The organism is Actinomyces sp. oral taxon 181 (assembly GCF_018370895.1).
Lineage (GTDB): Bacteria > Actinomycetota > Actinomycetes > Actinomycetales > Actinomycetaceae > Pauljensenia.
The window spans coordinates 24,291-36,564 of record NZ_JAGYZL010000015.1 but is presented as its reverse complement, the minus strand read 5'-3'; the positions used below and the strand labels follow the sequence as shown (position 1 = coordinate 36,564).

Genomic DNA, 12,274 nt, shown 5'->3' with positions numbered 1-12,274 from the left:
TGTCATGAACCTTTTCCTCTGGGGAGTGCTTCCCTACATTTCTTTCACCCTCCTCGTTGGCGGGTTGATTTGGCGCTATCGAACCGATCAGTACGGGTGGACCTCGCGTTCATCTCAGCTCAATGAAGGCCGCATCCTGCGCCTTTCGTCGCCCCTATTCCACTTCGGTATTCTCGGTGTTGCTGGCGGTCACGTCATGGGTCTGGTCATTCCTCAGTCCTGGACTGAGGCAATGGGTGTCAGCGAGCATGCCTACCACCTGGTGGCCATCATCGGTGGTGGTATTGCCGGCCTGATGACACTGGTTGGTCTGTTCGGCCTCTTGTATCGACGTATTGTCAAGAAGTCGGTGCGTCTGGCAACTAGCCGCAATGACGTCTTCATGTACCTTCTCTTGACCTGCGCCATCCTCTTGGGAGCTGCAGCGACTTTGACGACGCAGATCTTGGGTAAGCCGGGTGGATACAACTACCGCGAGACGATTGCAGTGTGGTTCCGTTCGATTTTCACGCTCCAGCCTGATGTCTCTCTGATGACGGATGTTCCGCTCCAGTTCAAGCTGCACATCATTTCTGCCTTCATCCTTTTTGCCGCGTGGCCTTTTACCCGTCTGGTGCACGTCGTTTCGGCTCCGGTTGCCTATCCGACGCGTCCTTACGTTGTGTACCGCTCACGTCGATCTGCGACTTCTACTTCTCGTCCCGCACGAGGATGGACGCCGGTTCGAGGTGGCGCTGCAGGTCCCAAGGCTCAGAGTTTCCCCGAGGATGATGCTCCCTATCAGGGTGCCTGATCTATGGTGATGTGAACTGGGGCCTGTATGTGCTGACCTGCGCATACAGGCCCCAGCATTTGAAACGTATGACAGCTAGTTGTTGCCTGTGCACTAGAATGTCAACCAAGTCCCTGAAGACAAGGAGTAGCTGTGACTAACGGCGAGGTGAAAGTCGGTCCGATTGGCATCGAATACATGATCACCCAGTTGGCGACCGCATCCCCGGCGCAGCGTAAGGTCCTGCACACCCTTACCGATATTGGTCGTGAAGCAACCGTTGTTGAAATCGCAGATCATTTGGGAATTCATAAGAACTCGGTTCGCGAGACTCTTGTTCCTTTGGTCGAACAGGGCTTAGTTGTGCGTCGCACTCACAATCCCGAAGGGCGAGGTCGCCCTGCGATGTACTACGAGATCGCGGTCATTGGGGATGCAGCGCGCCTTCAACGTCAGTCTTCGGAGCTTCTTCTTGCCGCGGCCTCGGCAATGGCTCAAACTTCGGACGGTGGCGAAAAACTTGCTGACATCATGGGGCGGAATTGGGGGCAGCAGTACGTTGATCTCATCCGTTCTTCCGGTGCGCTTGATGCTGCTCGTGATGATGAGGAAGCCCTACTTTCGCTTCTTCGAGTTTTTCTTTCAACACGTGGTTTCCGTGCGCTAAATGCAGAAGATGGCAGTCTGTCCATCCAATCTTGCCCCTACCTCAATATGGGCAACGATAAGATCCAAAGCATTGTGTGTCGGATGCACGGTGCCGCGATTCGGCAGATTGTCGAAGAGCTCAGTGATGGTGGTATGAGCATGACTCTGGTGCCCTTCGGCGATAGTTGCGGTTGCCAGGTTTTCTTTGAGGATATTCCGGTGCGAAAGGCATCGGGGGAATAATCCATTTGATGCCTTTCCGTATTAGCGGAGAAATATGCATATTTTTGTCGAATAGTTACAAAAAACGACAAAATCCGTTAAAGTTAATTCATGCCTCATTACAAAGTTTCGACTATTGCGACTCTGCTTGGCGTGAGTGATGACACCGTTCGTCGTTGGCTTGATGATGGGCTTGTGACTCGTGCAGATGACGGTCAAAACTCAGGGCCGCTTCGTATTGATGGTGCATCGGTCGCGGCTTTGATTAGCAGCCAACCGGATGTTCATCAGCTTGCTCTTGGGCAGGGCAGTCAGTCTGTTCGTAACCACTTCCAAGGTCTGGTTATTGCCCTCCACTCCGATCCGGTGATGAGCCAGGTTGATCTGCAGTGCGGTCCCTACCGTGTCGTTTCTTTGATTTCGACCGAAAGCGTCCGCGAGCTGGGAATCGAAGTCGGTTCCATCGCCATGGCTCAAATCAAGGCAACAAACGTCTCTCTTCAGGTACCGAACGGAGGAAACCTGTGAATCACTACAAAGGAATCATCGCAGTAGCCGCGGCTAGCCTTCTTGTGCTTACCGCTTGCTCAGGCGGAAATGGCGCATCTGCAGACAAGTCTGCAAGCGCCTCGGCATCTGCTTCGACAGAAGCTGCAGCACCGGTTGAACTCAACGTTTTTGCGGCTGCGTCGCTGAACAAAGCATTCCCCGAGATCGCTGATACGGTCCTCAAGGAAAGCGATCCGAACATCAAGGTAACCTTCAACTTCCAGGGATCATCGACTCTGGTTGATCAAATGAAGGAAGGCGCACCTGCGGACGTTTTCGCATCTGCAGACCAGAAGAACATGACCAAGGCAACCGATGCGAAGCTTGTCGACACTCCGAAGCCCTTTGCATCTAATGTCCTGACACTGATTGTTCCCAAGGGAAATCCTGCCAAGATCACCGGTCTTGATTCCTCTCTTAATGGCAAGAAGCTCGTTGTGTGTGCACAGGGTGTTCCCTGCGGTAACGCAACCAAGCAGTTGGCGGAAAAGCTCGGCGTCACCCTGAACCCTGTTTCTGAAGAACAGAAGGTAACGGACGTGCGCGCCAAGGTTGAGAGCGGTGAGGCAGACGCAGGTCTGGTCTACGCGACCGACGCGAAGGCTGCTGGCGACAAGGTCGAAACCATCGAGATTGCCCGCGCAAACGAGGTCGTGAACTCGTACCCCATCGCTCTGACCGTCTCGACAAAGAACAAGGAAGCCGGACAGAAGTTCATTGACGCTGTTCTTTCCGAAAAGGGACAGGCAGTGCTAAAGAAGTATGGCTTCTCGGGACCGACTTCCTCGGATAAGGGCTGAAATCGCCTTTTTCTACTCACAGTAGTTTCGGAATAATCTCATGACGAACAAGCACAGGCATGCGGGGATCCCGCGTTGGATCGCACTTCCCGCAGCCTGTGCTGTTCTATTTCTTCTTGTTCCCTTCATCGCGCTTCTCGTACGCATTGATTGGGTTCAATTTCCCCATCTATTCACTCAGGCACTGGGCTCGCAGGCCCTTGCTCTTTCGCTACGTACCTGTCTTGCCTCGACCCTTGCCTGCATTATTGTTGGGCTTCCTTTAGCGCTGGTGTGCGCGCGTGCGCGTGATACATGGTGGTCGCGAGTCCTGCGCTCCATGGTTACCTTGCCCATGGTTCTTCCTCCGGTCGTCGCGGGCTTGGCACTCTTGATCACCTGGGGTCGCAGAGGCCTGATTGGTGCTTATCTGCAAATCTTCGGTATCAATATTGCTTTCACGACGATCGCGGTCATTATGGCGCAGACCTTCGTGTCCCTACCTTTCTTTGTTTCGTCACTTGAAGGTGCATTGCGCACTCGCGGTTTCAATGAGGAACGCGTTGCGAGTGGGCTGGGAGCCTCGCCTTCTCGGACACTGTGGTCTGTTACCCTGCCGCTGATGATCCCAGCTCTGGTGTCTTCGACGGCGCTGGCCTTCTCGCGCGCGCTGGGAGAGTTCGGCGCAACCATTACTTTTGCGGGTTCCCTTGCCGGAGTAACCCGTACTCTTCCTTTGGAAATCTATCTTCAGCGCGAAGAATCGACCGATATGGCCCTGATGCTCTCCGTCATCTTGGTCTTTGTTGCGCTGGTCTTGGTTGGCGGTGCTTCAGCCTTTTCGCAGTGGTGGTATTCGCGTCTTCTGAGCGGGACTTCCACCGACGAGGAGAAAGTTCCCGCGGCCTCGCGCGTGACTACCGAGTCTAGCCACGGCCTCGGGAATGAGAAGGGAGATGCGCAGGGCCAGCTTCCGCGCGTTCCCGTCCCTGGCGTGCGGATTGCGGGAACGCTTGCCGAGAGGCACATCGACGTTGACCTCACCTGCGGGCCCGGTGTCGTCACGGCCTTGATGGGACATAACGGTGCGGGAAAGAGCACGCTCTTGTCGGTGCTTTCTGGTGCCCTCTATGCGCCACAGATGACCTGCACCTGGCAGTGGCCAGATGGTACTTCAGGCCGCCTGCCGAAGATTGCAACCTTAGAGCAGAAGCCCGTTTTATTCCCCCATATGAGTCTGCTTGCCAATGTTGCCTTCCCCTTGCGTTGCGCCGGCATTTCCCCTGCCGAGGCCGAGGTGCGTGCGCGCGAAGCTCTGGAGTCTGTGGGTTTGGCAGGCTTGGAGCAGCGTCGTCCAGCTCAGGTTTCTGGTGGGCAAGCTCAGAGGACCGCTTTGGCTCGTGCGCTGGTTGTTGCTCCCGAGGTCTTGTTACTTGACGAACCGATGGCGGCGCTTGATGTCGAGGCCGCACGTGGACTGCGTGAGTTGATTGCGCAGCGATTCCTTGGTCGGACTGTCATTATGGTGACACACCAGATTGAAGATGCTGCCGCACTTGATGCGCAGATCATCGTCTTAAAGGGCGGTCGCCTGCTTCGTGAAGGGCCGTGGCGAGAATTGATCAACCAGTCGATGTCGCACGCGGATGAGAAGGATTCGGCGCTATTGGCAATGGGGCTGAGTGCATTGGAAAGGGCGCTCGGACAGGAGTAAAAGTGAAAACGCTATCGCTTCGCTCAATGAGCCGGCGTGCTTCGCTCCACCTGTGGCTTTTCGTCATCACTGCGATCGCAGGGCCTCTCTTCTACCTCATGTCGCCAAAATTGTGGTCTTTCGCTTTGCTGAGCTGGGCTCTGGTGTGCGCGACGCCCATTGCTGTTGCGATCGTTCTGATTCCGCTCATCAAGCGCTGTGCTCAGGGAAGTGTGCAAAATACGGTGAGATTTTGGCGTCGCTTATCTCCACGAATGTCCAAAGTGTTGTGTGTTGCGCTGGTGACCATTGACTGCGCTCTAATTGGAATGGGGTCCGTCTTATCCGCTCAAGTGGTGGCAGATGCAGTGTCGGGTAGTGAGGAACTCAGCGTGCGTTGCGTGGCGCATAAAGAAGAGGCTTCAACTGTTATGCGCAAGAGAAGCTCAAAGGTTCTCACATTTATCACCTATGTCACCTTGATGAAGGAGTCTGGTGAACAGGTTGGTGTGAAGTTCACCGATGGCATGAACTACACGGGTAACCATGCATACAGACAGCTTCGAAAGCACTGCGCCCGCGAGGATGAATTTACAGTTTCGATGTATCCCCGAACACGTGTCATCACAAGCGTCAGTGAGGTTCGCGGATAGGTCTTTGGTGGTTTTTGCGCGGCTATATAAACACTGTGGGGCCGGCAAAGCCGGCCCCACAGTGCATCCCATCAACACAATATGCGTTCTAAACAGCGTCCCTCAACAGGTAAAGGAGACGGGGTCTTACGACCCCCGATGTCTGATACTGAAAATCTACGGACGTAATCTGTACTTGATGTGGGTTAAAGCTATGAATCAGCTATGAAACATTCTGCTTGCGCAGCGTTAGATTTCGCCGATCGCGTCAATGGCTAGATGATATCGCCGCCATTAGGAAAGGCGGCTAACATGGGAAGATCTACATCAAATGATTAATCCGCCTACCCCGGCCACAAAGATGCATTCCTTTGAAGGTCTACGGGTAGGTTCCTATTACACGCAGTAGTTTTTCGGGGGTCCAGCGCTAGATGTCGACTATTCGTACTTTGTTGAGAAGTGTGCGTGAGTATCGTCGCGCTTCGCTTCTGACACCGGCGTTTATCACGGGAGAGGTCATTCTTGAGTGCTTCCTCCCGCTGGTTATGGCCTCCTTGGTCGATCACCTTCAGGGTGGTGCGCTCACTCCAGTTGTCCGCCTTGGTGTATTTATGCTGGTCATGGCCATGATGTCGCTGTTCTGTGGCGTGCTTGCAGCACGTTTTGCCGCAACCGCGTCCGCGGGCCTGGCCAAACATCTGCGCCAGGACATTTTCTTTAAAGTCCAGGATTTTTCCTTCGGTGATGTTGATCGTTTCTCAACATCGTCCCTGGTAACCCGAATGACGACCGACGTGACTAACGTTCAAAACGCTTACGGCATGATTATTCGCGTAGCAGTTCGTGTCCCGCTGATGGTTGTCTTCTCGATTGTCATGGCGCTTCGCATTAGCTGGCAGATGTCCTTGATTTTCCTGATCATGCTGCCGTTCCTAGCGGCAATCATGTTCGGGCTGATTATCTACATCTTCCCTGTCTTCCGACGAATCTTTAAGAAATACGATGCCCTGAACAACTCGGTTCAGGAAAATATTGCTGGTATTCGTGTCGTGAAGTCCTTCGTGAACGAGGATTACGAAAAGACGCGTTTCAAGGAACGTTCCGAAGAAGTTCGCGCTGACTTCACCTTTGCTGAAAAGATCATGGCTCTCAACGCCCCCGTCATGATGTTCTTCATCTTTGGTGCGATCATGCTGGTTGACTTCATTGGTGCGCAGATGATTGTGGCGTCCGGTGGCAGCGAATTGACCACTGGTCAACTATCAGCACTGATTACCTACGGGATTCAGATTCTCACGGCCATGATGATGTTGGCCTTTATTTTCGTTATGGTGACGATCGCCGCAGAGTCCGCACACCGCATTGCTGAGGTGCTTCAGTACGAATCTCCATTAACATCCCCCGAATATGGAATTCGTGAAGTACCCACCGGTGATATTGCCTTTGAAGATGTGACCTTTAAGTATCGCGAAGACTCTGAACGTCCTGCGCTTGAAAACATCACTTTGGATATCCCCGCGGGCTCGACTCTGGGCATCGTTGGTGGAACGGGTTCAGGTAAGACCAGCTTGATCCAGTTGATTCCACGACTGTATGACGTGACGGAAGGCAAGGTCACCGTCGGCGGGATCGATGTGCGTGACTACCACCTCGAAGCCCTGCGTGATGCGGTGTCCGTTGTTCTTCAGAAGAACATTCTTTTCTCTGGAACGATCAAAGAAAACCTCCGTTGGGGTAACCCTGAGGCAACCGATGAAGAAATCGTACGAGCCTGCGAACTTTCACAGGCCGACGAATTTGTCCGTCACTTCCCCGATGGCTATGACACCATGATCGAGAGGGGCGGGTCAAACCTTTCGGGTGGCCAAAAGCAGCGTCTGTGCATCGCACGCGCATTGCTGAAGAAGCCCAAGATCTTGATTCTTGATGATTCGACCAGTGCGGTTGATACTCGGACCGATTCGCTGATTCGTCAGGCTTTCGAAACGGAAATCCCGGATACGACAACAATCATCGTTGCGCAGCGCATTTCTTCAGTCCAGCATGCCGATCAAATCATCGTTTTGGACGACGGGCGTATTAAGGAGCATGGCACGCACCAGGAACTCCTTGATTTGGGTGGCGAGTATCGCGAACTTTACGACACTCAAAACAGCGCGAATGATAGCGAGGTGGCCTGAAATGTCGGTTGAACGCTACGAAGAAGAACAGGCAGATCAGATTGCTACTCACGCTCCCGCCTCGGTAGAGGTGCTTCCGCAGGATCAAGCTGAGAAAGCGCGCGAGGAAAGTCAAAAACAAAAAGAGGACGCTGCCTCGGGAATGAAAGACCCCAACAAGCTTGACGGAGTGCCGCGTCCTTTCGGAAGGCTGATGACCTATCTGTGGGCAAACTACAAGATCCACTTGAGTGTTGTCGGCATCTGTATTGTGATTTCGGGTGTTGCTTCTGCAGTTGGGGCGATTTTCCTCCAGCAAATCGTTGATACCGTGATTATTCCCGGTATGAGCCAAGGACTGCCGGCCGTTATGTCGCAATTGGTGCGACTGGTTGTGATCATGGGCATCATCTTTGGCTCAGGTATTCTGTGCGCTTTCATCTACACGCGACTGATGGCAATCGTCACTCAGGGCACGCTCAAGAAAATGCGTGATGACATGTTCGATCGCATGGAGACACTTCCGCTGAAGTTCTTCGATACGCACCCTCACGGTGCGGTCATGTCGACCTACACAAACGATACGGACGCGATTCGTCAGCTTATTGGCCAATCGATCCCGACCCTGATCCAGTCCGCACTTACTATTCTTGCGTTGACAATCACTATGCTCAGCTACTCGCTGTGGCTCACTCTTCTTGTTGCGGCGGCGACTGTCGCGATGTTTGGTGTGACAAAGAAAATGGGTGGCGGTTCAGCGAAGTTCATGGTTGCGCAGCAACGCTCGCTGGCCGAAGAAGAAGGCTACATCGAAGAGATGATGGATGGCCAAAAGGTCATTAAAGTCTTCAATCACGAAGATGCTGTTAAGCATGATTTCCTGGGCTACAACCACCAGTTGTTCAACGATTCAGAACGCGCGAATCAGTACGGCAATATGCTCATGCCAACCTTGGGCAATATCGGAAATATCCTTTATGTTGCCGTTGCCCTGATTGGCGGCATCATGGTTGAGCTTCAGACCCCGAATTTTGGCTTCGCGGGTATGGGCGCAATCACTGTTGGCGTCGTTGTCTCCTTCCTGGGCATGGTTCGTAACTTTACGCAGACACTGGGACAGGCCTCGATGCAGGTTCCGATGATCGCCCTGGGTCTTGCCGGTGCTTCCCGAGTCTTCGCTTTGATGGAGCAAGAGAGCGAAGAAGACGAGGGCTACGTGACACTGGTTCGCGCACGCGTCGATGAAAATGGCGATGTCCATCCCACCGAGGAACGTACAGGTGTGTGGGCATGGCGTCACCCCCACAGCGATGGAACCGTCACCTACACGCGTCTGCGTGGCGAGCTGGTCATGGAAGACGTCGACTTCTCCTACGACGGGAAAAAGACGGTTCTTCACGACATCTCCCTGTGGGCAAAGCCTGGACAAAAGATTGCGTTTGTTGGTGCAACAGGCGCAGGCAAGACGACCATCACTAACCTGATCAATCGTTTCTACGATATCGATGACGGCAAGATCCGCTTTGATGGCATCAACATCAGGAAGATCCACAAGCCCGATCTGCGTCGCTCGCTGGGAGTCGTGCTTCAGGATGTGAAGCTCTTTACCGGCACCGTCATGGATAACATCCGCTTTGGGCGATTGGACGCGACCGATGAGGAATGTATCGCGGCAGCAAAGCTTGCGAATGCTCATTCCTTCATTGAGCGCCTTCCCGATGGTTACCAGACCGAGCTCAGTGGCAATGGTTCAAACCTCTCGCAGGGGCAGGCGCAGTTGCTGTCTATTGCGCGTGCAGCGGTTGCCGATCCGCCGGCGATGATCTTGGACGAGGCGACCTCATCGATTGATACGCGTACCGAGTCGCTGGTCCAGAATGGCATGGATAACCTCATGGAGGGGCGTACGGTTTTCGTCATCGCACACCGTTTGTCAACGGTCCGTAACTCCGACGCCATTATGGTTCTGGATCACGGCCGTATTATTGAACGTGGAAGCCATGACGAACTGATTGCTCAAAAGGGCGTGTACTACCAGTTGTACACCGGTGCTTTCGAGCTCGAGTAATCGCGTCAATCCCTTGTAACAAGAATGTTGAGGGGATACAGATGTTGTGTGAGGCCGGCGGTTTTCCGCTGGCTTCACCTTTAGGGGTTGGAATGCAGATATACGGTGCCGTTCCGAAGGAACCTTTTGCGGGGGAACTCCCGCAGGGAGTGACCTGCGTGGGGTTCCCTACGTCCGTGGGCGTACTGACTGCCGCTTTCATTGACGAGGCTGTTGCGGGCATTGCTCCCGAGGCGCAGAACGCGTCGCTGGTCCATGAGGGGCCTCACGCCGGCGATCAACCTGAGCCTGTTCCGGCGCTTCTCGTTCCGGGGTTCACGGGCTCTAAGGAAGATTTCACTCCCTTCCTGCCGTATTTGGCCGAGCGCGGTCGCAGCGCCTGTGCTTATTCGCAGCGCGGTCAGGCGGATTCTGCTTCGCCCAAAGGCGTTGAGAATTACCGATTGGCTGACTTTGTCAGTGACCTGATTGAGGTTGCGCGCGCGATGGGCGCAAGCGAGCGGCCAATTCACCTGCTGGGACATTCATTTGGCGGTGTGATTGCCAGGCAAGCCGCAGTGATTGCACCCGAACTATTCCGTTCCGTCACACTGTTTTCTACAGGCCCTCGACCACCAGAATCGATGCGCTGGACACCCCTGCGTCAGCGTCTTTTATCCTCAACAACAGGAAAGAAACTATCGGCATGGTACATTTCCCAGTTCCTGAGCAGTGATCCCAGGGATGAGCTGATTGCCGAGCGCGCGATGGCCACCAGCGAGGACTCGCTCATGGGTGCGGCCCTCATTTTGGCTCGCTATCCGGATGTATCGCTCCCCTTGCGTCAAAGTGGGCATCCCGTGTTAATCGCTCACGGAGTGGGGGACACGGTTTGGCCGGAGCAGATGCATCGTGAAGAAGCCGCGTTATTAGGTGCGCGCTATGAGGTGGTCTCAGATGCAAAACACAGCGCTCAACTAGAAAATCCGGCTGCGTTGGCGGATCTTCTTGCTGCGTTCTGGGCTGATGTCGAGGCCGGGAGAAACTGAGGGCTCAAACAATGTCCCTCTTGCAAGCGGCTTTGGAACCGCCCACAAGAGGGACACAGTGCTATTTGGGCGCTCAGTGGAAGACGCGAGCCAGGAATTCCTGAGTCTGAGGCATCTTCGGATTGTCAATGACCTCCTGAGGGGTGCCCTGTTCAACGATCTTTCCGCGTTCCAAGAACACGACGCGGTCTGCTACTTGGCGTGCGAAACCGATTTCATGGGTTGCCATAAGAATCGTGGAACCCGAGTCCTTAACTTCGCGGACGAGGTCAAGAACTTCGCCGACCAGCATGGGGTCCAATGCTGAGGTGATTTCATCGAGCAGAAGAAGCTCGGGATTGGTTGCAAGTGCACGAACAATAGCGACGCGCTGCTGCTGGCCACCCGAAAGCCGATCGGGGTATTCCTCGGCTTTTTGAGCAAGACCAATACGTTCTAGCAATTCCATACCGCGCTTTGTTGCGCGTTCCGGTGCCCACCCGTGGACCTTACGTGCAGCCAGTGTCACGTTATCAATCACTGACATGTGCGGGAACAGATTGTAGTGCTGGAATACGACCCCGATTTGCGCACGAACCTTATCTGCGTTGACTCTGGGGTCGGTGATGTCCGTTCCGGAGAGGAAAATTTGGCCGTCGTCGACGCGCTCAAGCAGATTTGCGCAGCGAAGGAGGGTCGACTTACCCGAACCTGAGGCTCCCAAGAGCACAACGACTTCGTGACGGTGAACGTCAAGGTCTAGGTGGCGCAAAACAATGTTGGAGCCGAAGCGCTTGACGACGCCCTGAACAGAAAGGACGGGGTGTTCCGCGGAGGTTGCCAAGCTTTCGTCGGGGGTGATGGTTTCCGTACTCATCAGACGGTACCTCCCATCTGCTCGCGCTTACGTAGTCGTGCCGTGTACCAATCGGACAGGCGAATGAAGGGGAAAGACAAGACGATGAAGAGGATGCCCGCGACCACGTAGGAGGTGAAGTTGTAGGTGTTTGCCTGCTGAACCTGTGCTGCGCGGATTGCGTCAGTTGCGCCCAGAACAGAAATGAGGCCCACGTCTTTCTGCATGGAAATGAAGTCGTTCATCAAAGCTGGAGTGACCTTACGAACTGCCTGCGGCACGATGATGTGACGCATGGTTTGTCCGTGGGTCAGGCCCAGAGAACGCGCTGCGTAGCGCTGTGAGGGGTGTATGGATTCGAGGCCGGCACGGAGTACCTCGGAAACGTAGGAGGTATAGGTGATCACCAGGGCAATGGTCCCCAGGAGCGTCACATCGATACGCCTGCTGGGATTCAAAGCAGGAATACCGAAACCGATGATGTACAGCACCACAATGAAGGGCACGCCGCGGAAGATGTCCGTGTATGCGGCAGCAAGGAAACGGATTGGGAAGAATACCGGTCCGCCCAAGGTACGTGCGGCAGCGAGGAGGGTTGCAAAGATCGCAACGCCAGTTGCTGCAACCAGCAGCATGCGGATGTTAAGCCACATGCCGGAGAGGACTGCAGGGAAGGAGCTCTTCGCGTATTCCCAGTTGAAGAAGGTTTGTTGGGTTGTCTTCCACCCCGGAGACGAGGCCAAGATGACAACGATGAGTGCCGCGATGATCAGAGTGGAGATCGCGGAGATCAAGAGTGAGCGAGTGGTGCGCGTGCGCCGGTAACGACGGCGCTGGCGCTCGACCTCTGAAACTGGGAATTCAGCCATGGGGTCTGCTGAGTGGGAAT

General features: G+C 54.4%; 11 protein-coding genes. 9 read left to right on the top strand and 2 right to left on the bottom strand.

Annotation, left to right across the window (positions count from 1 at the left end; genetic code table 11):
- Positions 1-4: 4 nt before the first annotated feature.
- The 9 genes from narI (at position 5) to KHW85_RS07300 (ending at position 10,550) form a co-directional block, all read left to right on the top strand.
- Complete coding sequence (narI, locus tag KHW85_RS07340) at positions 5-793, top strand: respiratory nitrate reductase subunit gamma (protein WP_291459397.1); 789 nt, start codon at positions 5-7, stop codon at positions 791-793.
- Between the two features lie 132 nt (positions 794-925).
- A complete protein-coding gene (locus KHW85_RS07335) occupies positions 926-1,663 on the top strand; it encodes a helix-turn-helix domain-containing protein (protein ID WP_291459396.1) in 738 nt (245 codons plus the stop codon).
- Positions 1,664-1,753: 90 nt separating this feature from the next.
- Positions 1,754-2,170 carry a TOBE domain-containing protein gene (locus KHW85_RS07330; RefSeq protein WP_291459395.1) on the top strand — a complete coding sequence of 139 codons (417 nt, stop codon included), beginning with the start codon at positions 1,754-1,756 and terminating at the stop codon, positions 2,168-2,170.
- Positions 2,167-2,991 carry a molybdate ABC transporter substrate-binding protein gene (gene modA / locus KHW85_RS07325; RefSeq protein ID WP_291459394.1) on the top strand — a complete coding sequence of 275 codons (825 nt, stop codon included), beginning with the start codon at positions 2,167-2,169 and terminating at the stop codon, positions 2,989-2,991. Before KHW85_RS07330 ends, modA begins: the two co-directional genes overlap by 4 nt.
- A 40-nt stretch (positions 2,992-3,031) precedes the next feature.
- Positions 3,032-4,684 (top strand): ABC transporter permease, encoded by a 1,653-nt coding sequence (locus KHW85_RS07320; protein WP_291459393.1) that lies wholly within the window; start codon positions 3,032-3,034, stop codon positions 4,682-4,684.
- 2 nt (positions 4,685-4,686) lie between these two features.
- Complete coding sequence (locus KHW85_RS07315) at positions 4,687-5,316, top strand: hypothetical protein (RefSeq protein ID WP_291459392.1); 630 nt, start codon at positions 4,687-4,689, stop codon at positions 5,314-5,316.
- A gap of 410 nt (positions 5,317-5,726) precedes the next feature.
- Positions 5,727-7,475 carry an ABC transporter ATP-binding protein gene (locus KHW85_RS07310; protein WP_291459391.1) on the top strand — a complete coding sequence of 583 codons (1,749 nt, stop codon included), beginning with the start codon at positions 5,727-5,729 and terminating at the stop codon, positions 7,473-7,475.
- A gap of 142 nt (positions 7,476-7,617) precedes the next feature.
- Entirely contained in the window at positions 7,618-9,522 is a 1,905-nt protein-coding gene (locus KHW85_RS07305) for an ABC transporter ATP-binding protein (RefSeq protein WP_291459412.1), read from the top strand.
- A 176-nt stretch (positions 9,523-9,698) separates the two neighbouring features.
- Positions 9,699-10,550 (top strand): alpha/beta hydrolase, encoded by an 852-nt coding sequence (locus KHW85_RS07300; protein WP_291459390.1) that lies wholly within the window; start codon positions 9,699-9,701, stop codon positions 10,548-10,550.
- A 73-nt stretch (positions 10,551-10,623) separates the two neighbouring features.
- On the opposite strand, the gene KHW85_RS07295 is transcribed toward KHW85_RS07300, so the two are convergent.
- Positions 10,624-11,406, bottom strand: coding sequence for an amino acid ABC transporter ATP-binding protein (locus KHW85_RS07295; protein ID WP_291459389.1), 783 nt, complete (start codon positions 11,404-11,406; stop codon positions 10,624-10,626).
- Entirely contained in the window at positions 11,406-12,254 is an 849-nt protein-coding gene (locus tag KHW85_RS07290) for an amino acid ABC transporter permease (RefSeq protein ID WP_366494920.1), read from the bottom strand. The genes KHW85_RS07295 and KHW85_RS07290 overlap by 1 nt, the downstream gene beginning before the upstream one ends.
- Between the last annotated feature and the right edge of the window lie 20 nt (positions 12,255-12,274).